Raw genomic sequence first — 23073 nt, 5'->3', positions numbered from 1 at the left:
GTGCAGACGAGATCCCCAAGTATCATTCCAAAGTTCATCTTTGTTACAGGCGGTGTGATGTCGGGGCTGGGTAAAGGCGTGGTCACATCATCCATCGCCAAACTGCTCCAGCTGGGCGGCTATCGGGTTTCCTGCATCAAGATCGATCCGTATGTCAACTACGACGCGGGAACAATGAACCCTGTAGCACATGGCGAAGTTTTTGTTACTGACGACGGCGGTGAGTGCGACATGGACATCGGCAATTACGAGCGATTCATCGACCGGGCCATGACCCGCGATCACAACATTACGACTGGAAGGATATACATGGACGTGATAAAGCGAGAGCGCGAGGGAAAGTATCTTGGTCAGTGTGTTCAGATAATCCCGCACGTTACCGATGCGATCAAGGATATGCTGAAGCAAATTGCGGTGAGGGAAAAGCTGGATATCATAGTTGTCGAGTGCGGAGGCACGGTGGGAGACATTGAAAGCCTCCCATTTCTCGAGGCTCTCCGACAAATGAAACTTGAGCTCGGGGAAGGCAACAGTCTATTTGCCCACGTAACGCTTGCTCCGAGCCTTGACGTAGTCGGCGAGCAGAAGACAAAACCGACTCAACACAGTGTTCAGGAGCTACGCAGGATAGGCATTCAACCTGATTTGCTTGCAATCCGTTGCAAGAGTCCGCTCAGCCCAGATGCAGCACGAAAGATATCCCTTTTCGCAAGTGTGCATCAGAATTGCGTTATTTCGTGCCACGACGCACAATCCATTTACAAAGTACCAGAGATTCTCGAGCAGCAGGGAACGTACGAGGTTCTAGCGGGCAGACTGGGCCTACGAAAAGCTGGTCTTCGATGGGGTGACTGGAAGTCGATCGCCTCATCTTTTGTCAACAGCAAGGGGTCTGTGCGAATAGCGGTCGTCGGCAAGTACGTGACCCTGCCTGATAGTTACGTCAGCGTCAGCCATGCTCTTTCTCACGCCGCGGCAAGCATGAAAGCCAAGGCGGAAATCGACTGGATAGATTCCGAGAGATTTGAAAACACAAGCGGCGAGGCTGCTCTGTCAAGTTTGGCCAGTTACGACGGCATACTTGTACCGGGTGGTTTCGGCGCGCGGGGAAGCGAAGGCATTATCAAGGCGGCTAACTATGCCTGCGAAAAGGACATCCCATACCTGGGGATTTGCTTTGGATTTCAGCTGGCGATCGTGGCCTACGCCCGTTATCGATGCGAAATGGCCGGCGCAAATTCAACCGAGCTCGGCAAGACAGACTTTCCGGTTGTCGACCTTTTGCCCGAACAACGAGAAGTTCGTGAGCTGGGAGGCACCATGCGGCTTGGATCCCATGAGGTATTTATAAAGACCAAGAGCAATGCCGAGAGAATTTACATCTCGTCAAAAATCAACCGGCGCCACAGGCATCGGTACGAATTCAACCGCGACTTTGAGCAAGTGCTTACCAGCGCGGGAATGGTGTTTTCTGCGCACTCGGACGGAGGAAGACGAACGGAAATACTCGAGGTCCCCGCCAACAGGTTTTACTTTGCAGTACAATACCATGCGGAATTCAGCAGTAGACCCGGCAAGCCAGAGCAGTCATTTGCGGCATTCGTGAGGGCGGCCATCGAGAGATCCCACTTCCTGGCAAATTCAGCTAAAGAGCCCATGGTAAAAGACATCGGTGTCTAGATTTTTCGCTCATAAATCCGCTGCCTCGCGTCTCTCAGAGAAGTCTTTCTGCGCACATAACCACCATTCAAAAGATGGCTTATTGAAAGTCGTATGGTTCGCTCAGGAAGCATCGTTCTTGAGGCAAGGTCGCGCTGGCTGAGGGGACCCTCGTATTCAAGCGTTTTTAGAATCAATTTGGCGCTTGGGGGCATCTTGAGCATGTCCTCCGATAGCTGAACCTTCTTGGCAATCAAAGACGTAGCCGACGAGTCTCCTTCCAGCCTCAGAAGCCGCGCAGGAATCTGATGCTTGCTTGCAGCAAGTCGATTGCGGACGCGCATCCTAACGCCGCCATCGAGCACAACCTCGCAATGATATCGGCTGGTGATGTCAGTAATCTCGACATAGCTGGAGTTGGACACAATCAGAGGTCGCCTTGTGTTATCAAGCGAGTTCACCGAAACCACAACGAAGACCTGCGACTTACGTAGTACCATAGGTCCGCCAGCTGACATCGAGTAAGCGGTTGATCCGGCAGGGGTTGCAATTATTACGCCGTCGCTCTTGTCGTTCCAGACATCAGAGCTGTCTATCTTGAGTGCGTGCTCCATCAGAGTTGCACTTTTGTTCGGAAAGACGGCCACGTCGTTGAGGACCGGCTCGACCTCCTTGCCATCGACGCTGACTGCAAGGCGAACCACCTCGTCTATTCCGAACTCCTGCTGCCTGAGCTTTCTTGCAGCCGACGCCAAACCGCTTAATTCGAGCTGGGCCAGAAACCCCGTCGCGTCAGTTTCATAAATTCCAAGGACCGGCGCGGACTGCGTAACGACTCTGTGGAAATAATTGAGGATTCCTCGATCACCGCCGGCGACAATGACTGCGTCAACCTCGCGGGCCGTCTCAAAATCGTCACCCTTCATGTACATTGTGCGGATTCCATGTTCCTCAAGCGTCTTTCGTGCCTGAAGCAGCAGCGCGCTGTCTGCGGAATCCACGCCTGCTAAGGCTACCTTCATTTTCCGCAGGGTAACGGCGTATGCGCTCGGATTTAAAGCTAAGTCACAGCTTTTTGAAGCCCACCGAATTGTAAAAATAAGATGCATTCTGCTCAATTTTTGCCATTTCAGGAATCTTGTCTATCCCCTTTCTTCCCGACTCAAGCGCCGCCGTCAGAGCCCCGGCACCAAAACATAGCGCCCAAAGCGGGTCGTCTTCTTTCAAGAGGGCACAGATAAAAGCCGATGAAAGTATGTCGCCGGCTCCGGTAGTGTCGGAGGCCTTGATGTCGCGAATTTTCACCCAATACAGCGTCTCTTCGTGCAAAAGGCTGACCTGCCTGTGCTCCGTTGCAAGAACGGTGCCGATCCCTTTAGACCTGAGAGACTCCATGCCCTCAAGCCCGCAAAGTCCGCCCGTCAAAATTCGTAGCTCCGTTTGATCCGCCTTGACGATGTCGATGCCGGCCAAATCGAGGTTTGTGGCTGAAGCCATTGTAATGCGTCCATCGCTGTCTGCTGACCGCAAATATCCTTGCGGATCAAGCATCACCGAGCCGTCGACGGCCTTGCTTGCCTCCTTCACTCTGGACAAGGTCTGATTGGGCACTTCATCGTAGACAGGCGACACGAGCCATGCGTCCGCTTTTAAGCTGTCAATATCGCGAGGTCGGACTTGGCCGCAATTGCTCTTGAGATAAAGTTGTCGTTCTCCATCTGCGTCGTATTGCAGCTTGAAGCTTGTTGTCCTGCTTTCAGCTGTTCTAAAGTCGGCCAGTTCAAGCCCGGAATTCTCGAAAAATTTAACATATTCATCCGAAAAATCGTGCCCGACCCGCGTCGCCAGGCTAACTTGAAGTTTGAAGCGCCGGGCAGTCAGCCCGCAGTAGCAAGGGGGACCGCCGAGATCCCATACCGCATTCCCGTCCTCGGTGGCTATCTCATCGATAACCACGTTGGACACGATCCCTAGTCTCATACAGGTGAAGTCGAAAGGTCAGAATAATAGTATAACGTAAAATGGTCGTTCTAAAGGAAATTTCTGCCGGGGCTTTTTGGTTTCAGGCCATGTAGCGGCACCCGTGGGATTTCGCAGGGTGGAGTGAAAACGCTTCTGAAGGAAGCTAAATTACAGGCATGAAGACGTAAAGGGGAATCGGCGCGCATCTCGAACCTTTTTGGGATGGCGGTCGAAATGCAAGTTGCACCTGCCCCTTCTACCCCATATTGGGCGGCTCCCAGCTATAAGCTTTTTCGTTAATGTTGTGGTATCATAACTTCAGAAATTTTCAACAACTGAAGAAAGACGGCCTAGCGGTATTGAATCGCCAACAGGCATATTGCTGGATTAAAAGCGGCTAACAGGCTTGTCCACAAGATTTAAAGGATGGAATCAGGAGTTTTTAAATGAATTAATGCCAAAGAAACGAGCCAGCAGAGGACGCTCAAAGGGCGGAAAGGGGAGTTCAGGCACAGTACACTGCAGCCAGTGCGGGGCCTTGGTGCCTAGGGACAAAGCGAAGAAAGTTACGGGCAGAATAACGCTTGTCGAGCCCACTCTTGCCAAGGAGCTAAAGGCTCAGGGCGCAATTATCCCGCAGTCAACTGATGTCAAGTTCTACTGCGTCTCATGCGCCGTTCACAGAGGAATCGTCAAGGTCCGCTCCGAGTCTGACAGAAGAACAGCCGGCAGGCTTAGGTAGACAATTTTTTTGCCGTAAAAACTATTCGCTGGCAGAGGGTTATCCCTGCCACAATGATGACTAGTAAGACAGCCCACTGCATTGCTCCTGAAAACGGAAGCATTCCCAGTATGGCGATTATCAAGATCCGTTCCGCTCTCTCCCCTATTCCAATTCCCTGAAGGCGCACACCTAGAGTCTCAGCCCTTGACCGGGTATAACTTACAAGCAATGAGAGGCCAAGCGCCAGCATGCACAATATCGGATCAGCAAGCCGTCCGAAGGAGATGCCAACAAAAATTGAGACCTCGGCAATCTTGTCAAATGTTGAATCCAGAAAAGCACCCCTGTTCGAGGTGCGCTTGGTAATCCGTGCTACACTCCCGTCTACCACGTCGAAAAAACCTGAAAGCAGGAGTAATGCGCCGCCCGCAACGAGTGCAAGGTACTGATTGAACCCTAAAGCGGCCGAAGCATAAGCAACACTTGCCGCAAAGGAGACCGCCAGCCCAAATGCCGTCCAAAAATCCGCAGAGAGGCCTGTCGATGCAAAGGATTCCCCGAGCCTCTCCATGGCGGGCTGCAGCGATTCCCTCAGCCTATTGAGCAATCGTCAAAACTATTCTGAAAACGCTTCACATATGAAGATAGCTTGAAAAGTCAGGATCTGAGTAATGATACCAACCGAATAATAGGGTGAAAACGGTTTTGAACGCAATAGTAACTTTATGGCGCTCCGGGCACGAGCTATAGGTATAAATCGTTTGCACAAGATTGCGTAGTTATCTGGAGCCTGTTTGGACATCGGCAAGCTCAAGGACAAGAAGAAAAACAAGGAACGCCTCAGGGAACTTGAGAAAAAACTAAAGGCGATCGAGGATCAGAAATTAGCGAGGCGAAAAAACCCCGAGGTATCTCAGGAAAAGGGAGGCCTTTCTCAAGAGTCATCATCGCAAACTGAGATTCAGGGCATGCGAAGTGATTTTACATTATTAAAGGAATCAGTTGAAAAATCCGCGACCGTTCTGGAAGAACGAATTATTGCAAAACTTATGGATTCATTGAGCCAGCTGCTCGAGGCAAAGATACAGCAGGTTGAAGCAGACATTTCGAGGCGCTACGAATCTGTGAACGAGAGCCTCCAGAGTATACAGGCCACCCTCGACATGACAAGAGATCAGCTATCGACGCAGTTGCGCGAAGTAAGAAGAGACCAGGTTTGTCGAGTAGAATTTGACCAGACTAGTTCGCAACTCGAAGCGCTTTCAAACAGGATCCTCCGTTCGATAAATGAATCCAACGAGATACTTGAGATTATTTCACAAATCGCTACGAGCCCGATGTTGCAGGAGCCCGAAAAAGAAGTCAGGTCCGTTGATGCAGCGCAGCCCAAAATAAGGGAGCAGGAGCTCATCGACATACTTGGGGTGATTTCCAAGTTTCAGGGGACGAAGGGCTCCGATGTAAGACGAGACTAGCGCGAGGTACTGGTCTGTGCGCATGAAATCTTAGCTGAAAGATTACCATCTAATCGCCTAGGCAGATTGGTAGAATGCTTGTTTCCTAATCCAGATATAACCAAAGTTCGAATTCGACCTTCGAGTAAGGCTATGGAATCATGGGATATACCAAGCCTGTTGTTGAAATTGGAAATCCCGCACGTGTCAACCGGTCGAGAGAGGTGCGTGGATTCTGCAGGAGCGCTAGAAGCCGCTAACGAAAATCAGCTCTCATTCTGCTCCTACTCGGGACAGAAAGCAGTCGCCGCAATTACAAGTTCAAGGGCAGGTGTAGTCATTTGCAACAGCAGCCTTGCCTCTTTTGTCCGACCTAACCCCGGCCAGTTGCTTCTCTTCACAGACAACCCGCGACTGAGCTTTGTGAGGGTCCTCAACTTGATGCTCCACTCAAATCGGGCTTCCGGCGTGGCAGCGACCGCTGTAATTTCAAAAAACAGCTCGATTGGAAGGGGTTGCAACATAGGAGAATTTGCCTTTATAGGCGATGAATGCACGGTAGGCGATGACGTCTCTATCGGCCCGCATTCAATACTTGCGCAAAAAACCGTTGTTGGTAACAAATGTACCATTCAGTCAGGGGTAGTTGTAGGATCGGATGGTTTTGCCTTTGAAAGACACGCTGATGGCAGTCTTGAGCGCTTTGCGCATCTAGGACAGGTAATAATCGGCGATGACGTCGAGATATGTGCCAACGCGTCAATTGCGCGTGGCTCGCTTTCAAACACAATAATAGGCTCGGGAACCAAGATTGATGCTCTGGTGCATGTTGCGCATAACGTGGTGATCGGCAAAAACTGCGAGCTCACCGCTGGCTCCGTGGTAGGAGGCAGTACCATCATTGGAAACAGTTGCTGGCTGGGCCTCAACTCGACTCTTAAGAACAAAATCAAAATTGGCAATAACGTGATCATTGCCTCCGGGGCATCAGTAATTCATGATGTCGATGACAATGATATCGTCGCGGGAGTCCCAGCCAAGTCGATAAAGAACAAGGTTCGCACGGAAGAACTATTTCTGATGGCAGGGCAGCGGCCCGCTCAAGCGGCAGCCGGTTAGATAGCTTGCATCGGAACGCGCGCCGGCACCCAAGACTACTGTTTTATTCAATTGTGTCATTTCTCAATTACTGAAATTACAGCCCACTGTAACACTAGCGCTTGCGACCTTTCTTTTAATTGCTGTCTTGGCCCAGCCGGAGCTTTCTTTTGAGCAATTACCCCTGCCGCCTCCCGGCACGTCGGAGTTCAACCCGGATCCGAATCTTGCTCTGCAAAACAACGGCGAGGTCCCGAGCATAGAATTGCCTTCTCAGCAGCTGCATTCCGGCGACAATATTGTCAACTTTGTGGTAAAGCCGGTTTCTGCAATCTATCGCCTGAGCATGAATTATACCCAAAATGGTATTACGACTCACGCACCAATTGCTCGGAGTAACAAGGATGGTTTCAAGGCACTTCTGCACCTCGAGACCGGCAACGTCACTATTTTAATTTATGCGTCCAATTTTGCAAACATGCATGCATCACTGCAAAAGGACTATGTAGTAAGTGCGGCCCCATCGATCTGGGACCGACTAGTCACCCAGCTTGCATCATTTGCTGGTTATCTCTGGTCGAAGCTGGGAATGTAGAGTGTGGAGAATCTAAGAAACAAAGGCAAATTATTTAACGCTTATTCGATCCGGAGTACATCAAATCTCCAAGTAGTTTTCCTTCCCAACTCATTAATACAAAAATCGAGAAAGTCGTTCTGAATAATTTGGAATTTCTTCCAGGAACGAATTGCTAGATGGCTTCAGAAAACAAATGGACCTTGCTGCTCGTTGCCCTTGTATGCGTTTGGGCTGCTGTACTGGGATCAACAATTTACCCCAAGATTTCAGGCGATCAGCCACTTGTAGATCCTACAATAAACCTCACCCTTGTCACGCTACCATTACTCGCTTTCAATATGCTATATTTTGGAATGCTGATCTTCGTTTTCATCGTGTACCTGGCAGTGTACGGCAAAACAAAGAATCGCCAGGCGCGAGCAATAAGCGAGTACAATTCAAACCCGCTTAATCTCATCCGCAGGCCTCTATGCACGATAGTCATACCTGCGCGCAACGAGGCAAGTGTCATAAAGCGCACCATCAACAACTGCCTCGACCAAACCTATCACAATCTTGAACTCATAGTGGTTTGCCATAACTGTACGGACCTCACTTTCGAGCAGGCCAAGTCGGTCAATGATGGCAGGGTTCACGCTTATCGACTTGACACCGCCGAAGCAGGTAAAGGAATCGCATTGAATTTCGGCGTCCAGAAATCGAGAGGCGAATACATTCTAGTGCTGGACGGGGACGGCATTCTGTCAGCCGATTTTATTGCAAATGCAATACCGCTACTGGAGAATGACAAAAAGACAGCTGCAGTTCAGGGCAGGTACGTCCCAAGCAACCGCGGGTTTAACCTGCTGACTAGGTTGTTGTCCCTAGAAGGCGACTTGTGGTCTACCCCATACATGACCTTGAGGGACTTTTTCGGACGCAGGACCCCACTCGGAGGCACTGGATACATAATCAAGCGCCTTGCTCTTTTGAAGGTTGGAATGTTTGCGAACCACCTAGTTGACGACTATGAGCTCACCTTCAGGCTGCTTCGAAGCGGTTATCGAATTTCCTTCGCTCCTCTGTGCATCAACTACGACGAAAAACCCCCGTCTCTTGACATCATGTTTAGACAGAGGGCTCGCTGGGGAAAAGGTTTCTTGCAGCTACTGAAGATGCGGATTACTGATCGGCGCGATATCATAGGCTTCGTTTACTGGCTCAGCCCCGTGTCAGCTTTTACAGGACTTGCGATGCTTTTGATTCCGGGCATTGCAGCCTTTTACAACGCCTTGTTCGGATACTTTCCATTCACGTACTCATTTTTATCACTAGAGACATGGACCGCGTTGACAATAACGGCGATTTCTTTGCAGGCTGCTGCACTGCTTAGGTCCTATGGTCGCAAGGGCCTGCCGCTTGTTGCTCAAACGCTTTTCCTTATCCCCTTCTCGAACTACTGGTACGTGAGTTTCATCAAAGCCTTTGGTGTAAAATCGTGGTCAAACACAAAGACTTCGCACGGGTTTGTAACTGAAGAGGTGCAGAACATAGCGCGGGATGTAGCATGATATCGCAGATATACAATACCTGCTTTTGGCAGTGCTAGGGATAAGCCATGCAAGTCGAACAAAACGTCAACGTGGTAACCGTGGCTGGCACAAGGCCGGAAATTATCAAGCTTTCTGAACTGCTCAGTTCACTTGGAAATGACGACATCGGACACGCATTGCTGTACACCGGCCAGCACTTTTCGGGGCAAATGAAAGATGTATTTTTCAGGGAACTTGGGGTCAAGCCCGACTTTGACCTTCGCCTCGATACGTCCGACATACCTACCCTTGCCGCTGAGATGACAAAGTTTTTCAGATATGCGCGTCCGCGGTTTGTCCTAGTTTATGGTGACACCAATTCGAGCTTGGCCGGCGCGCGGGCCGCAGCTGAAGCTGGATGCAAGATAGTCCACATCGAGGCAGGGCTGAGGTGCTTTGACCTTCAAGTCCCAGAAGAGCGAGCCAGGATAGAAATAGATTCGCTCTCAGACCACCTTTTGCCGCCTACCGATCTTTCCAAATTGTTCTTGCAGTATGAAGGGATTAATGAGAACGTACAGGTCTGCGGAAATCTCATTGTTGACGTTTGCAAGAAATTGTCCGAGACAGACGCTGGCAAAACCAATGCCCTCCAGAGTCTGCCGAGCGAGTATATTCTTCTCACTCTTCACAGGCAGGAGAACGTAGACGACCCCGAAACTCTCGTAAGGTTGCTGCGGCATCTTGAAGGAATAAAGCAGTACAAGGTTGTGTTTCCTGTCCACCCTCGAACCAGGTCGAGTCTTTCCAGGTTTGGCTTGAGTCTTCCCGAAAATATCATACCGATAGAGTCATTAGGCTACACCGAATTTCTTCACGTGCTTCGGAATTCCCGGCTAGTTCTGACCGACTCGGGAGGGGTGCAGGAGGAGGCAGTGGTCCTCGGAAAACCGTGTATCACTTTGAGGCACGTTTCGGAGCGATGGGAAACGCTTTTGCTGAAGGCAAACGTCCTGTTCCCACCTCACCGGAGGGACTCGCTTGCACATGTTGTCGACAGAATGAAGGACGTTAGGATAACATCACACCCATACGGCAACGAGGTGGCCCGCAAAATGCACTCCGTCATCAGGAGTCTTGTAGCCTGAACGCAGTTGGTACGGAGCTCGCTCCGTTTCTTTATCGTCGAGGCCTAGACCCCGGGGTCGAAACTGTAGGAATCTTTCAGTTCTTATTGGCGGATGGTTTTTCCGCCTAGCAGTTCGCATTCAGTTCGTTTCGTTTGGGATTAGGCCAATCTACCACTCCGGACAAGGACACGCACTCCACCCCAAAGTCCATCCGGGCTCGACCTTTACGGGGAAAAAGGATTACAATAGAGAGCATTCTGTACGTTCTGAGCGTGGCAAACGAGCCTGGCGGCACCACCCTGAACAAGCTCACCCGCAAACGGTTTGGAAGCTATCGGGACGCGTCAGGGGTCATCAACAAACTAGTACAGTGTCAGATGATTAAAGAGTGCATAATCAGAGACCAGCACCAGATACCCCGGGTCGCGTTTGTCATAACCGAAAGGGGTCGCTCAATTCTGGACCTCTTTGAAGGATGGAAATAAACGACTAGACCCCAAGTATTTGTTTCAGAAGGGCCCTATAATCCACTTTTTCCTTCTTGCTTCCCGGAGCAGGCAGCTCGAAGATAAGTGGAATTGGGCGCTTGGTTCGAAGGGCAGTCAAAGAAGGACGGATCTCTTTGCCAATATCATCGCTTAGGAGCACGAGTCCAACGCCACTATTTTCACCAAATTTATTGATCTCGGAGAGCGCTTCGTTTGAGGACTCCACCTTTATCCCTTTGACGCCCGCTAATTGAAAACTGGTAACGAAGACCCTGCTACCAATAGCGACAATACGCACGGGTGCTGTTGATCGAGCATGACTATTAATTCTTGCGAAGATCCAAAGTGCGGCCATTACCCCGTTGGAAGGAGACCAAGGTATGACAGAAAGCGAATTATACAGCGACAGGTACCCACAATTGGTTGGTAGCGACAAAAGGACAGGTTCTGATTCTTATGGTCGCCAGTCTAGTCTCCGCCGCGCTGGCAATTCTTTTGGCATTGGGGACGAGGAGCACCTCCATGATTTTTATTTCCATCCCGGGGTTTGCCGTTGGAGGTTTTTTTGCATTGAAATATGCAACTTTTGGCAAGGCGGAGCAGCGTCAGGAAGAGCACAAAAGAAATCGACGTAGGCGTCAGTGAACCAATATTATGTAAAGCACGATTGCACCAAGACACGCGAACAAAAGCATGGTGGCCTTCCACATGCCCGAGTTGGCCTCATCCGAAATATCCCACATGCCTCCTTTAACCGAAGAATCTACGCGGTGGCGCTTGATGTGGTCATAACTATAAACCCTGTTGAAATCCGCAGGGGGCACCCATGCCGTTGAGGCCGGTTGTTCGCAGGATCTGTTCGATTTGCTGTCATATTTCTTTCGCGCGTTTTCGTCGGATAGCACCTCATAAGCCTCCACGATTTTCATGAATGTCTGCCTCGATTCTTCAGAGTTTCCGTTTTTGTCGGGGTGATGCTTCATTGCCAAGCTCCTAAATGACTTCTTGATGTCATCCGACGTCGCCTCCGGGGTGAGACCGAGTACCGCATAGTAATCGGGCAACGCGGTACTTTGCATAGGCGAGATATTAATTGATTTTCGATGGTAGGCCGTTCGCGTGTGATGCGGCTAGTGGAGCCGGGTTTGTATTTAATATGGGCTTGACCGAGTAGTTTTGGCCTTATTGGATTCCCTTCTGCTGATCGCGATATACGCGGTTACGGTTGTTCCTTCCGTTTTCCTCGCAAAGGAGACCAAGATACGGCTCCAGAATATGAAATCGGGCTTGAAATCACTGAAGTTTCTTCCTCTGACGGTGGGTGGTTTGGCGCTCTACGTACTTTTTGGGGCCCAGTACTTGGCCAGCCTTCCTGTTCTAGGATGGTCTTGGCTCGGCTGGAATATCGCCCTTGGTCCCTATGCGGATGCAGGCATCATGGGAATACTTCCTTTTGTTCCGCCTCTGGTCTACATGCTGATACACGTAAACTATTTCGAAGAACTCTATTTCCGTAAATCAAAGAAACTTGTTGTTGCTTGGGCATTTCTTCATATCGCAATGGGAGTAGCGGTCCATGTCGCTCTCGTGCTGCTGCCGATTGGATTTCTGTATCAGAGGATTTTTCTTAAAAGCGGGGTCAACTACTCGTACGCATTACACTTTGCGACAAATCTCGCGATTGTTGCCATGTCTTTAGCGTCCTTTTTTGTCTCTACCTGAATCCCGATCAGTCTTTCATGAGGCCTCCTCGGTATGCCGAGGCAAATGTCAAGGTCGGTCGGCGAATATAGGATTCACTCAGTTCAGAAACGAGTGCGCGATGACCTTGGCCATAAGGTAGCCATCTATTAGCTTGGCAGGCGTCGCAGGGGGCGTAGTGGTCAACAAAATTAACACGCCCGGGACAGCAGCGCACACCATTATGGTGAGAATGATTAGCCAAACAGCTGTCATTTTCTGGACCATATTCCAACATTTTTTTATTCGATATATAAGTCTTAAAAGCTAACGTTGTTCCACAGAGGCCATGCCCTTTTGGGGCACCACGTTCTGTTTTCTGAGTATCTCAAGCTCCTTGTAAAGCTCATTATTCTCCCCCTCCAGAACTTTGAGCGCCGAAATAGCTTCAGCATGCTGCACGCGCAGAGACTGCAGTTCTAAGCGTAGTCTTCCGGAAGAGTCTGCCGGCGACGAGGCGACAGGGGGACTGGCACTCTCGGTCGGCCTTTTAGACTGCAATTTCAGCGCGGCAATCTCGTCTTTGAGTGCCTGGATTGAATTGGCATTTTCTTGTACAATGGTTGAAAGAGCTGCAAGTTCCTTGTTGGCGAGCTTTAGTCGTTCTTCAGATGCTGCAATATCGTTTCCGAGCTCGGCTTTTTCACCCGTTAGCGCGGCAATTCGCAATTCCAGTTCCCGGACGGCAGATTCGTTCTCATGGTGGAGGGAGACGGTTTCCTTTCTGCCGGTAACAAGACTGGTGAAAAGTGCAGCTGCGCGCTCTGCGTCCACGTAAATTACTGAACCAAAATCGGAACTTATGGCCTCTTGTTCTCGCAAGAACTGTTCGGTGCCGTCGTCGAGCTCGAATGAACCCGCATTAAACGAGAAGGTTTTTTGCCTTTGGCATGCATCCATGGAGCAGATTCCATCCAACGATTAAAAATGTCGATGCGCAAACAAAGTTGACACAATGAGACGATCAAGCGGATACAGAGTCAAGACCCTAAGACACTCTGTCAAATTCTACCTGCCGAGGGTTGAAGGCTACCTTGAAGTGATAAGGCAAATGGCGACGCAGTACAGTGGTATGTCACTGATCGAGTTTGACGGCTTCTTTGAGGGCAAGTATGAGCCCGTAAAGTACGTCAGGGTAGAGATTCATGTAAACAAAATTAACGTTGCCATTATGGAAAAGCATGCAAACGAGATTAGGCTGCTCCTGAAACAGCAAAGCCTGGCGTTTGAATATGATAACCGGCTTGTCCTGGTTGCGGAAAGGGCACACAGAGGTCATTGAAAATCGTGCAAAGCCCTATCCCTGTGGTCCTTCCACTTTTCTGAAAGCTCCTTCTTGTGAGAATCAGCAATGTGTGAATCGGCGCATGGCGTGTGAAGGTAGCCAATCGAGCAGAACTCGCAGGTCGTTACAAATTCTGTTCCCTTGAACAGGCTCGAACAGTAAGGGCAATTTTGCGACTCGACGGTGTATCCATCTAGCGGTTTCAGCCATGGATCCCGGTACATAAAGCGGACTGTCATCGGTCTTGAATAAGATTGCAAGGCTAATTTTTCGCTTGCTTGAGCAATGAAACCACTTTGTAGAGGAGTTCATAGGACTTTTCAAGTGAGTGTGACTCACTCAACCTCTTGTTGAGAGCGGTTGCTCTTGACACGATTTGGTCGCTGTCCCCGACATGTCTTTTTAGCTCATCAAATGCCATTGAGAATTGCTTCACATATTTCAGTGTCTCGGGATTCGAGGATACGACTGCACCGATTAACCCGGGTTCTTCGGCCACGATGCTCTCGGCCAGCATGGACTGAACTGCAAAGGTGGTTCCAGAGAGGCTCTTTAAGAGGCCGAGATCGCTCTTCGAGATGGTATCGGCAAAGGCTAGGTTGACAGCGTATGTCAGGCCGAGAATGATGCCCATCGCTCGGTCGTGATCCTTCCAAGTATTTACCTGTGCGATATTCATTGAAGGATAAAGGCTCCTTGCCACCTGGATCTCAGTTTGCCCATTTCTGACCGGGACTAGAATCCATTTCAGGTCCGCTTCACCTGCAGCCGGACCGAACATGGGATGCAAGCAAAGGGGCACAATGTCGCCCCTTATTTTCTTCAAAGCCAGATGTGACTGTCTTTTTACGGATGAAATTTCGGCGAGCACGGCGCCTTTCTTGGCGAGCATCGCGCATTCTCGAATTAGTTCCGGCATAGCGGTCACCGGGGCGCAAATTACAATCGCATCAGAATCCTCAATGCATCTGTCAAGCTGCGTTGCCACTCTGACATTAGAAAAAGCATCAAAGCCACCGGGGGTTCTGATGTCAAATGCACTTACGACCGCAGCCCTGTTGGCGTGGTACCTGACAAACCACTTGCCCATCCTGCCTGCGGCGCCGATTACTGCAACCTTGGAAATTTGTCCCTTCCGAGTAGTGATGCTCATATCATTGTCTCAATTGTGCGCCGTTTCAAGCACATCGTTCAGCTTGTCCATCCCGCCCTTGAGCGCGTCGATTGGTGCACAAGCTGAAATGCGTATAAAATTGCCATATGCGTCTCCAAACCCACTTCCTGGGGCTACTGCCACTCCATTTTCAAGAAGCATTTCAACAAAATCAGCATCGCGGAGGCCGGCTGGAAGCTTGGCATATACATACATCCCGCCTTCGGGCTTTGCAAACTTCAGCCTCATTCCTTCCAGACGCTCGCAGACATAATCCAGCCTCTGCTTCATAATCTTGGCATTTTGCGAGACGTCCTCCTTTAGTGCTGCCGCGGCGGCAATTTGAATGGGCTCAGCCACGCTGGTTATCCCTATTGCCTGGACTTTTTTCATGGCTGCAATAACGTCTCTGCTTGAGCAGGCGTAGCCGATTCTAAATCCTGTCATGGCATAGGTCTTCGAGAAAGAAGACACTGCAATTATGCGATCGTAATCATAGTCCAGTGCGCTGACAAACGGGCGGAAGGAGTACTCCGAGTAGACCTCATCGCTCAATAGATACAGGCCATGCTTTCTGGCCAAGGACACGAGCCGATCCATCAATCCCGAATCGAGTACCTTGCCAGTAGGATTGTTTGGGTAATTCAATACGATCATTCTAGTCGCGGGATTTACTAGCTGGACGATCTTCTCGGGGTCCGGCGCCCAGCAGTCCTCGAGACTTGACCTGACCGATCTTACCGTGGCTCCGACAAATTCCGCGCACTCGCGATAGGCCGGCCATGCAGGCTCGGTAATTATGAGTTCGTCTCCTTCCCGAAGAAGCCCGGCAATTGCAGCAAAGACTGCAAACCTCCCACCCGGCGTAATTATGAGCTGGTCTTCTTGCCTTTTTATTTTGTCAGCCAGGGCGCGTCGGAGTTTAGGGATTCCTTGGACGTCTGTGTAATGATATTGCCTTGAATTGAAGGAATCCCCAAGGGCTACTCCAACAGAAGCCGGTGCCGCAAAGTCAGGCTCGCCGACTTCCAAATGGATGATTTTCCTGCCATCAGCCTCCAATGCCTTAGCCCGGGCGAAGACGCCAAGGTGAGTCTGTTTAGGAGCGTTCCTTTGGGCCCGGTTTGAAAATTGGACGGCTTCTGATTCTGTCAATAAAATGTTGAGCAGTCGGCTTGCAAAGGTCCTCTCCAGGCCGATTTCGTCGGCCACCTTGTTGACAACTTGCCTCATCTCGCCCTCCGCTTTCTCGTCCTTGATTTCAAGTCCCCGCTTCGCCTTGACGGCTCCTATTTCCGCGGCTATCTTCATCCGCCGGGAGACTTTGTGGAGTATTTCCTCGGTAACCCTTTTCATCTCCAGGCGCAATTGCTCGAGTTCGTCCTCTTTTTCCTGGTTCGCCACTCTGACTACACCGACACCTTCATAATTTCTCACTTTAGGACTGGAGGGATGAAACCTCCTCTGAGTGCGTGGTCGGCGAGAACCATGGAGACTGCGGCCTCGACCACCGGAGGCGCACGAGGAACCACGCACGGATCGTGACGGCCGGGCACTCTAAGTTCCGTCTGCTCCATTGTCTTAGTGTTGAGCGTGCGCTGGCTCTTGGCGATTGAGGCTGCAGGCTTGAAACCGACCCTGAGAACCAATGGCATCCCGTTTGACAGCCCTCCCAGGATGCCTCCTGAGTGGTTAGTTTGGGTCAGAACCCTGCCTTTTTGCATATAGTAAGTGTCATTGTTTTCGGAACCCTTGCGGGCCGAACCATCAAATCCAGTGCCAAATTCCACGGCTTTTACAGCGGGAATGCCAAACAATGCCTTGCTCAAGTCGGCCTCAAGCGAGGAAAAGATAGGCTCACCCAGACCCACCGGGAGACCAGTACTTGTGCATTCGATCACGCCGCCAAGGGAATCCCCTTCTTGCCGCGCTTCAAGTATAGCAGACCTCATCTTCTCGGCCGCCTCAGGATCGGCACACCTTACCTCGTTTGAGTATCTTGACGCTATTCCGTTTTCAGTGATATTGTCAGCTCTTATTTTTCCGATCTGTGTCGTGTATGCGAAAGTCTGAATGCCAAGCGAGTCTTTGAGAAGTTTTGCTGCGATAGAACCACCCATCACAATTGTCGCAGTAAGCCTTCCGGAGAACCTGCCTGAACCGCGATAATCGGCAAAACCTCCAAACTTGACCTCAGCAGGATAGTCGGCATGTCCAGGTCTAGGAGTGTCGCGAATGAGCTCGTATGAACGGGAATCGGCGTCTTTGTTCCAGATAACCATGCAGATCGGAGCGCCAGTGGTTCGGTCTTTAAAAACCCCTGAAAGTATTTCGACTCGGTCCTCTTCTTTTCTTTGGGTTGTAATAACCGATTGCCCGGGCTTTCGCAGGTCAAGGTTAGTTTGAATGTCATTCGCGGAGAGCTGAAGGCCGGCGGGACATCCATCAACCACTGCACCGACACATCGGCCATGGGACTCCCCAAAGCTGAGCGTCACAAAGCGTTCGCCGATGATGCTCCCTGTTACCATGACTTCCTTCTGTCCGTCCTCCTGAACTGTATTTGGCTCTTTGGGTGTTACCCAAAAAGCTATTCTCGGTCGGGCATGGGCGAGATATTTGCTCCAAGCTCATGCATGTCGGAAATAAAGTTTGGATACGACACGTCTACGGATTCGGCGCCGGCCACGACCGACTTGTCGGTGAGCATGGAAGCAATCGTAAACGCCATGAATAGTCGGTGATCGTTATAAGCTTCTAGAGAGGCATTTCTGAGCGTCGGGGGTGCCTTGATGGAGAGCCCGTCGGGGTATTCCGAAACATCCGCTCCGAGTTTGGCAAGTTCCAACGCTATGTTTGCGACCCGGTCAGTCTCCTTCACGCGAGCATGGGCAACTCCTCTTATCGCCACTGGAGACCTTGACTTTAGAGCGAGAACTGAAACCACCGGTAAAAGGTCGGGGGTATCGCCGAGGTCAAACTCCCCTCCTTCGAGTTTCTCAGACTTTTCAATAGACACTCTGCCTTTGGCCCTGTCAACTCTCAGATTCGAACCCATCTTCTGAAGAATGTCAATTATGGCCGCATCGCCTTGCGGCAGTTCAAAATTAAGCCCCTCTATGACGAGGCTTTCGCTAACCAATGCGCCTGCGGCCAAAAGGAGTGCTGCGGTTGAAAAGTCGCTCGGGACTTCAAACGAGGTCGGCTTGTATCTGCCGCTTTTTATCTTATAGTGGAGCAGGTCGTCACTTGCATCAATACTTACTCCGAACCGTTTCATAGTGGCGATCGTGGCCAGGACATAGGGCCTCGACACTAAATTCCCCGCAATGTCCAGAGCGATTTCCCGTTCCGCGTAGATGCCTGCGATTAAAAGCCCGGATATGAACTGGCTGGATATGCTCCCATCAATTACGGCATGGCCGCCTCTTATTCCGCCTCCCTTGATTACCAACGGCGGTCGCCCATTCATCTTTGTTGAAAATGCTTCCACTCCAAGCTCATTTAGGGCCTGAAGAATCGGAAGCATCGGCCTTTTTCTCAGACTTTCATCGCCTGTGAGAACGGTATATCCAGCGGGCAAGGCCAATCCTGACATTGCGGCAAGGATTCGAATCGTGGTCCCCGAATTTTCGGCATTAATCACATTCTCAGGAAGGTCGAGGCGTTCATGACCTTGCACGGTAACAGTCGTATCACTATGGGTTATGCTAGCGCCAAATGAACGGCAGCCCGCAAGCGTTGCGAGCGTGTCTCGCGCAAGCAATGCATTTTGTATGGTCGATTTCCCGGGGCAAAGCGAGGCAACGGCGATCGCCCTGTGGCTGTAGCTTTTGCTGGAAGGGCACCTGACGCTTCCTTTCAGGCTTGATCTCGAGACCTGGACGCTAACCATTGTCTACCAGCTCAACCGACGCCTTCTGGTTATTAACTTTGGAGGTGATAACCCTGCCGTCAAATTCCGAGAGGGCGGCCTTAACCGCGGGCAGAGTCTGTGCATCGACGATAGCCGCGGTTGAGGGCCCGTTGCCCGAGACGGAGGCCGAAAGTGCGCCCGCTTCAAGGGCCCTGAGTGTCGGAGAATAGTCCGTAGACAGAGCTGCGGATACGAGGGTACCGTTCAGCCTCATCGCCTTCCAGTATTCCCCTCCAATGGCAAGATCGGATGCAACTTCAAACAAATCTGAAAAAACCTTCAGTTTAGCAACTTCGCCCCGGCTGGCTTTGCGGGGCAGCAGGATAACCGCATACAGATCGTCCGGGCCGTCAGAATGGTGAATTAGCTCCCTCTTGCTATTATCGGTCGTGACAATGCCTCCATAATAGCATGCACAGGCGTCATCGTATGCGCCCGTAATCGAGACTTTGGCCTCAAGCGAGGCACTCACAGCTGCGTCAAGAACGGCAGAATCGTCAGTTTGATCGCTTGCAAGTCTGCTACAGGCAAGTGCAACCGCATTGGACACAGCGCTTGAACTTTTGAGACCAAAACCTATTGGGATCTCAGATGTCACCCTCACCGTGACTGCCCCTTCGTTCAACAGCCTAGGTGGCAGGATCTTTCGCACAATTGCATTTATGAGCAAATCGCTAGTTTTTCCGGAAAGGAATCGAATCGAGTGTCCCTTTCCGAATTCCACCGCGACCTCTGCAACAGTTTGCAGAGAAATCCCAAGAGCCGAACCTTTTCCTGCCCCAATGGCATTTACGATGGAAACGGCGCCGTGCATCGTCGCCTGCGCCGAGATTCTGTTCATGCAGGTTCCCCAAAAATGCCTAGCAGGTTCTTCTTCATTACGCTTCTTGGCGCGGTAAGACCCGTCCAGATTTCAAACGCCAGAGCACCCTGCTCTATAAGCATCTCGTAGCCATACACCACTATGGCCTGCGCCTTTTTTGCGTTTTCTAGCAGCGACGTGGTAACAGGTCGATAAACGATATCGTAAACTATTGAGCCCTTCCTGATATCCTGTGCTTCTATCAAACTTTTTTCGTTTTTCAGGCCGATACTTGTTGCATTTACTATGAGGTCAGAATTTCGCGCCATCAGGCCGGCCTGCTGCAGTGACAATGTTGTCGTGCGCAATCCAGAATTTGATCCAAACTCGGCAAGCTTTTCAGCCTTGTCCGGATCTCTGTTCGCGATGGCGAGTTCTGCTATTTTTTGTTCCCTTGACAACGAAGCCACTACAGCCCTAGCTGCGCCCCCTGCCCCGAGAAGAAGTATCCGCATGCCCGAAAAGTCAACCTGGCGGGCATGCAGTGGTTTGATAAACCCGTCAATGTCAGTATTGTATCCGGTAAATGCTCCTGAATTGCTCTTGACAGTATTAACAGCGCCCGCGCTTTTCGCGCTGTCGTCAAGCGCATCGAGATACTTTACCACCGCGACCTTGTGAGGTATTGTAATATTGAATCCCGCAATGCCGGAGGCACGCAGTGACGCTACAGATTCTGCTAGCTCTGTCGCAGGGACTCGAAATGCGATATAAACGCAGTTGAGGTTAAGTGCTGCAAATGCAGCGTTTTGCATTCCTGGCGACAGAGAGTGATCTATTGGATCACCAATAATGCAGTATGTCTTGGCGATAGTAGTTGACTTTGATGTCGTGCTGTCTCCGCCTGTTGGGACACGGAATACCGCCAATATAATTTATCTACGTAAGTCTAGCCATTCCATTCTCTATTTTCAGGTAAATCTCGCGCATTTGCTTCACGGTTAGCTGGCCGGGGGCAACAGCATCACCAAGGCTTGCATAGGTGAAGGGCGCATATCCTATGATTGTGCACAGGACTCTTGACAAAACGCCGTGTACTCCCATGGCAAAGAATATTGGGTATAGTCCGGAAGCGACGTCATACAGCCTAAGCAGACTTAGCGAGTCTTCGGTGCTCTGCGCCATCGTCACTATCTTTACATGGTTGCCAAAGACGCGCATCCTCGTCAGCACGTTAAAGAGCGATTCGGCCGCTGGAGTTTTTTCAAAATCATGCCACGAAACCAGTATCCTGGTGTTAGATTTTTCCGCCAGGTCAGCAAGAATATCGCTTGATTCCAGGGCATCAAGTTCGATGTCAAGCAGCATTGGCTTTACGCCTGCCATTGCCTGAAGCATTGAAATGCGCTCTTCCTCGTCCCCTTCGAACCTCCCGCCCTGCGCTTTTGACCTCAAGGTAAAAACAGACCTTGACTTGAATGACTCCGTCAGTTTCAAGGAGGCCTCAAATTCCGCCCTGTCCAGATAATCAAACCGAATCTCAATAAAATCAGCACCTGTTCTAAGCGCCAGAGCACTGTCTCGTTCGAGCTGCTCAATTGTTTGTGGAGCGAGTGAAGCGCAGATTCCAAATTTAAACAAGCTACGATGGCACCAAAATACAATTCACAACGAAGGCCAAGTTCATCCTAACCGACGCCCGCTGGCGGCGAACTCGCGGAGCCATGGTCCATCCTTTTGTGGGACTCGAGCTGCTCTGCAGAATTAAATACTCTACCACAGGTGCTGCACTTAAACTGGCGTGGCGATTTCGACCCGCTGCTTGCTGCAGACATTTACTCTACCGTGCTGTATGCGGGATAATTAAATGTGACAAGTCTTCTTGCCGCTCACTATTGACGGGATTGACCCCACATGCACGTCAGTCCCCCAAGTCCGTTTGACACAAAATCAAAGGCCGTCGTGGAATTCTTTGACCAGGTATCCTCGCACTTTTTAAAAGAATCTTCTGCACAGCCAAAACCCGAACATGCCCCGAGTTTTTCTAATTTCAAGGACACGGGGATTACAAAGGTGGGGATAATCAATGTCGAACCGAGGATTGCCACCGTTATTAGCGCGATCATGTAGGTCCGCTTCATTCCAACGGCATTGCTTGATTTGCGATTCCGAAATTTAAGGAAACGTATGTAGCATGGTTTTCTTGCCTGCAGAATCGTTATTAGTGCCCTTATGAGAGCCGATCGTGGTTGGACTCTCTAAATGACCATGTTGCCCGTCTCAGTTCACTTGGGTTCGGTCCGAATTTAATATCCGAGTTTGACAAAAGCTGGAAGAGATTTGAGGGCGATGGTTATGAGGTGTACGGCATGTACACCGGCCCTGCAGGAAGCCTGCTAGAAGGAAAGGCGGCATGCATAATATGCTCAAAGAGCTCGTCGAAGCTCCGATGGCATGAGGTAACCACTCCGAGCATGGACAGCGCAGCCATTTATTCTGTCTGCGATTCTTGCGATTCAATCTATATCGAGGCAGCCCTCAGGCAGAAGGCTCTTGGGAGGCTGCTCCGTGAGCGCAATACTCGACCCACATGAATACCCGCCCGTTCATAGACTGTCCTGCCCGGTCCTCCTGACTTACGAGGTACGTGTTCATAAGAGCCTTTGACTTTACGAGGAGTGTCCACCATATTGACTAGCCGTTGTGAAAGTGTGAGCGAATCTTCTTCCAGTTTGCAATCAGCGCCTCGCCTCGGATATGAAGCGGCTCCGTCATGGTCCTTGACCTTGCCAACTCTACATACTCGGGAACAACATCAATACCCAGGTAATTCCTGCCCATGTGGTGGGCCACCTTTGTCGTTTGCCCACTGCCGTTGAACGGATCGAGGACAACGTCCCCTTCATAGGAGTAGAGTGTCATTAGGCGGTAGGGTATTTCCTCAGGGAAGGGACAGGGGTGCTTGATGAAACCCGGCGGGACTGGCGCGATATGCCACACGGAATTGGCAATCTCTTTTGTCCACTCTTCATGGGTAGCGGGAAGTGCGTCCTGTCTAAGGGTTCGCCCTGTGCTCGCCTCCCCTTTTCTGAGGATTAAAATGAATTCATGCATAATGTTTGCGCGGTAATATTTTGGGTATGGGTTTATGACAAAAGATCCATACCTGTTCGTTCCGCCGGTCACCTTGTGCCAAATAATCTCCTCATGGAGCTGCCATTTACCGAAAGGCTCTACCAGCCGGGATAGCAGCATGTGAGGCAAGGGCAAGATGGTCCCATTGACAACCTCATTGGCGATAACTATGCAGCAGTAGCCTCCTGGCTTCGTGACACGGTAAATCGAATCCCCAAAAATTTCTGTCATATTTTCCAGATAATCATTGGTCTCAAGTTTCAATTTGCCCCGATAATATCCGCCGCTTCCGGAAGCATGCAATTGGTAATCAATCGCGTTCCGGTAAGGAGGCGAGGTAATTGTGAGCTGAACCGAGTTTTCTTCAAGTTGGCCCAGCACTTCATTGCAATTTCCGACAATCAATTGGTTCACTGCCTGTTCCCGCGCTAGCATGGTA

Annotated in this window: 28 protein-coding genes; 12 read left to right on the top strand and 16 right to left on the bottom strand. The window is 50.6% G+C overall.

Annotated elements, in window-relative coordinates; translation table 11 throughout:
- Positions 1 to 1680, top strand: coding sequence for a CTP synthase (locus tag ABI361_01460; protein ID MEO9319318.1), 1680 nt, complete (start codon positions 1 to 3; stop codon positions 1678 to 1680).
- On the opposite strand, the gene ABI361_01455 is transcribed toward ABI361_01460, so the two are convergent.
- Together ABI361_01455 and ABI361_01450 are read right to left on the bottom strand one after the other, a co-directional pair.
- The gene (locus ABI361_01455) at positions 1677 to 2681 is read right to left on the bottom strand and encodes a sugar kinase (GenBank protein ID MEO9319317.1); all 1005 of its coding nucleotides are present in this window, start codon (positions 2679 to 2681) and stop codon (positions 1677 to 1679) included. The two genes, ABI361_01460 and ABI361_01455, sit on opposite strands and share 4 nt — an antisense overlap.
- A 43-nt stretch (positions 2682 to 2724) precedes the next feature.
- On the bottom strand, positions 2725 to 3639 hold the full coding sequence (locus ABI361_01450) for a PfkB family carbohydrate kinase (protein ID MEO9319316.1): 915 nt from the start codon (positions 3637 to 3639) through the stop codon (positions 2725 to 2727).
- A gap of 436 nt (positions 3640 to 4075) precedes the next feature.
- Here ABI361_01450 and ABI361_01445 point away from each other — a divergent pair, with 436 nt between their 5' ends.
- A complete protein-coding gene (locus tag ABI361_01445; GenBank protein ID MEO9319315.1) occupies positions 4076 to 4363 on the top strand; it encodes a 30S ribosomal protein S26e in 288 nt (95 codons plus the stop codon).
- On the opposite strand, the gene ABI361_01440 is transcribed toward ABI361_01445, so the two are convergent.
- Positions 4356 to 4952 (bottom strand): CDP-alcohol phosphatidyltransferase family protein, encoded by a 597-nt coding sequence (locus ABI361_01440; protein ID MEO9319314.1) that lies wholly within the window; start codon positions 4950 to 4952, stop codon positions 4356 to 4358. The genes ABI361_01445 and ABI361_01440 overlap by 8 nt on opposite strands.
- 187 nt (positions 4953 to 5139) lie before the next feature.
- Between ABI361_01440 and ABI361_01435 the strand changes: the two genes are divergently transcribed.
- The 6 genes from ABI361_01435 to ABI361_01410 all read left to right on the top strand — a co-directional run bounded on the left by ABI361_01435 (position 5140) and on the right by ABI361_01410 (position 10600).
- Positions 5140 to 5820: a hypothetical protein gene (locus ABI361_01435; protein ID MEO9319313.1), complete on the top strand. Its 681-nt coding sequence runs from the start codon at positions 5140 to 5142 to the stop codon at positions 5818 to 5820.
- Positions 5821 to 6027: 207 nt separating this feature from the next.
- Positions 6028 to 6918 (top strand): LpxD N-terminal domain-containing protein, encoded by an 891-nt coding sequence (locus ABI361_01430; protein MEO9319312.1) that lies wholly within the window; start codon positions 6028 to 6030, stop codon positions 6916 to 6918.
- A gap of 127 nt (positions 6919 to 7045) precedes the next feature.
- A complete protein-coding gene (locus tag ABI361_01425; protein MEO9319311.1) occupies positions 7046 to 7492 on the top strand; it encodes a hypothetical protein in 447 nt (148 codons plus the stop codon).
- Between the two features lie 158 nt (positions 7493 to 7650).
- Positions 7651 to 9024: a glycosyltransferase gene (locus tag ABI361_01420; GenBank protein ID MEO9319310.1), complete on the top strand. Its 1374-nt coding sequence runs from the start codon at positions 7651 to 7653 to the stop codon at positions 9022 to 9024.
- 47 nt (positions 9025 to 9071) lie between these two features.
- Positions 9072 to 10133 (top strand): UDP-N-acetylglucosamine 2-epimerase (non-hydrolyzing), encoded by a 1062-nt coding sequence (gene wecB / locus ABI361_01415; protein MEO9319309.1) that lies wholly within the window; start codon positions 9072 to 9074, stop codon positions 10131 to 10133.
- A 134-nt stretch (positions 10134 to 10267) separates the two neighbouring features.
- Positions 10268 to 10600: a hypothetical protein gene (locus ABI361_01410; GenBank protein MEO9319308.1), complete on the top strand. Its 333-nt coding sequence runs from the start codon at positions 10268 to 10270 to the stop codon at positions 10598 to 10600.
- Between the two features lie 4 nt (positions 10601 to 10604).
- Here ABI361_01410 and ABI361_01405 read toward each other — a convergent pair whose 3' ends face one another.
- Both ABI361_01405 and ABI361_01400 read right to left on the bottom strand, forming a co-directional pair.
- Positions 10605 to 10901, bottom strand: coding sequence for a V-type ATP synthase subunit F (locus ABI361_01405; GenBank protein ID MEO9319307.1), 297 nt, complete (start codon positions 10899 to 10901; stop codon positions 10605 to 10607).
- Positions 10902 to 11241: 340 nt separating this feature from the next.
- Positions 11242 to 11667, bottom strand: coding sequence for a J domain-containing protein (locus ABI361_01400; protein ID MEO9319306.1), 426 nt, complete (start codon positions 11665 to 11667; stop codon positions 11242 to 11244).
- 121 nt (positions 11668 to 11788) lie between these two features.
- Between ABI361_01400 and ABI361_01395 the strand changes: the two genes are divergently transcribed.
- A complete protein-coding gene (locus ABI361_01395) occupies positions 11789 to 12325 on the top strand; it encodes a hypothetical protein (protein MEO9319305.1) in 537 nt (178 codons plus the stop codon).
- A gap of 78 nt (positions 12326 to 12403) precedes the next feature.
- Here ABI361_01395 and ABI361_01390 read toward each other — a convergent pair whose 3' ends face one another.
- On the bottom strand, positions 12404 to 12571 hold the full coding sequence (locus ABI361_01390) for a hypothetical protein (protein MEO9319304.1): 168 nt from the start codon (positions 12569 to 12571) through the stop codon (positions 12404 to 12406).
- A 39-nt stretch (positions 12572 to 12610) separates the two neighbouring features.
- A complete protein-coding gene (locus tag ABI361_01385) occupies positions 12611 to 13243 on the bottom strand; it encodes a hypothetical protein (GenBank protein MEO9319303.1) in 633 nt (210 codons plus the stop codon).
- A 55-nt stretch (positions 13244 to 13298) separates the two neighbouring features.
- Here ABI361_01385 and ABI361_01380 point away from each other — a divergent pair, with 55 nt between their 5' ends.
- On the top strand, positions 13299 to 13625 hold the full coding sequence (locus ABI361_01380) for a hypothetical protein (protein ID MEO9319302.1): 327 nt from the start codon (positions 13299 to 13301) through the stop codon (positions 13623 to 13625).
- Here the strand turns inward: ABI361_01380 and ABI361_01375 are convergent.
- Genes ABI361_01375 through aroD form a run of 8 tightly spaced genes read right to left on the bottom strand, consistent with a single transcriptional unit; the run spans position 13619 to position 21140 of the window.
- The gene (locus tag ABI361_01375; protein ID MEO9319301.1) at positions 13619 to 13867 is read right to left on the bottom strand and encodes a hypothetical protein; all 249 of its coding nucleotides are present in this window, start codon (positions 13865 to 13867) and stop codon (positions 13619 to 13621) included. The two genes, ABI361_01380 and ABI361_01375, sit on opposite strands and share 7 nt — an antisense overlap.
- Positions 13868 to 13890: 23 nt before the next feature.
- Complete coding sequence (locus ABI361_01370; protein ID MEO9319300.1) at positions 13891 to 14781, bottom strand: prephenate dehydrogenase/arogenate dehydrogenase family protein; 891 nt, start codon at positions 14779 to 14781, stop codon at positions 13891 to 13893.
- A gap of 9 nt (positions 14782 to 14790) precedes the next feature.
- The gene (locus ABI361_01365) at positions 14791 to 16185 is read right to left on the bottom strand and encodes an aminotransferase class I/II-fold pyridoxal phosphate-dependent enzyme (GenBank protein MEO9319299.1); all 1395 of its coding nucleotides are present in this window, start codon (positions 16183 to 16185) and stop codon (positions 14791 to 14793) included.
- Positions 16186 to 16214: 29 nt separating this feature from the next.
- Positions 16215 to 17312 carry a chorismate synthase gene (gene aroC / locus ABI361_01360; protein ID MEO9319298.1) on the bottom strand — a complete coding sequence of 366 codons (1098 nt, stop codon included), beginning with the start codon at positions 17310 to 17312 and terminating at the stop codon, positions 16215 to 16217.
- A gap of 59 nt (positions 17313 to 17371) precedes the next feature.
- Positions 17372 to 18676, bottom strand: a complete 1305-nt coding sequence (aroA, locus tag ABI361_01355) for a 3-phosphoshikimate 1-carboxyvinyltransferase (GenBank protein ID MEO9319297.1) — start codon at positions 18674 to 18676, stop codon at positions 17372 to 17374.
- The gene (locus ABI361_01350; protein MEO9319296.1) at positions 18669 to 19538 is read right to left on the bottom strand and encodes a shikimate kinase; all 870 of its coding nucleotides are present in this window, start codon (positions 19536 to 19538) and stop codon (positions 18669 to 18671) included. Before ABI361_01350 ends, aroA begins: the two co-directional genes overlap by 8 nt.
- On the bottom strand, positions 19535 to 20428 hold the full coding sequence (gene aroE / locus ABI361_01345; GenBank protein MEO9319295.1) for a shikimate dehydrogenase: 894 nt from the start codon (positions 20426 to 20428) through the stop codon (positions 19535 to 19537). The genes ABI361_01350 and aroE overlap by 4 nt, the downstream gene beginning before the upstream one ends.
- 10 nt (positions 20429 to 20438) lie before the next feature.
- Complete coding sequence (gene aroD, locus ABI361_01340) at positions 20439 to 21140, bottom strand: type I 3-dehydroquinate dehydratase (GenBank protein MEO9319294.1); 702 nt, start codon at positions 21138 to 21140, stop codon at positions 20439 to 20441.
- Positions 21141 to 21413: 273 nt separating this feature from the next.
- On the opposite strand from aroD, the gene ABI361_01335 reads away from it, so the two are divergent.
- Both ABI361_01335 and ABI361_01330 read left to right on the top strand, forming a co-directional pair.
- Complete coding sequence (locus ABI361_01335) at positions 21414 to 21629, top strand: hypothetical protein (GenBank protein MEO9319293.1); 216 nt, start codon at positions 21414 to 21416, stop codon at positions 21627 to 21629.
- A gap of 119 nt (positions 21630 to 21748) precedes the next feature.
- The gene (locus ABI361_01330; GenBank protein MEO9319292.1) at positions 21749 to 22093 is read left to right on the top strand and encodes a hypothetical protein; all 345 of its coding nucleotides are present in this window, start codon (positions 21749 to 21751) and stop codon (positions 22091 to 22093) included.
- Positions 22094 to 22193: 100 nt separating this feature from the next.
- Here the strand turns inward: ABI361_01330 and ABI361_01325 are convergent, their stop codons facing one another.
- Entirely contained in the window at positions 22194 to 23039 is an 846-nt protein-coding gene (locus ABI361_01325) for a site-specific DNA-methyltransferase (protein MEO9319291.1), read from the bottom strand.
- Positions 23040 to 23073 lie beyond the last annotated feature (34 nt).

It is taken from the genome of Nitrososphaera sp., assembly GCA_039938515.1.
In the GTDB taxonomy this organism is placed as follows: Archaea; Thermoproteota; Nitrososphaeria; order Nitrososphaerales; family Nitrososphaeraceae; genus Nitrososphaera.
Note: the sequence above shows the minus strand (reverse complement) of the source record. Positions and strands in the feature narration are given on the sequence as shown.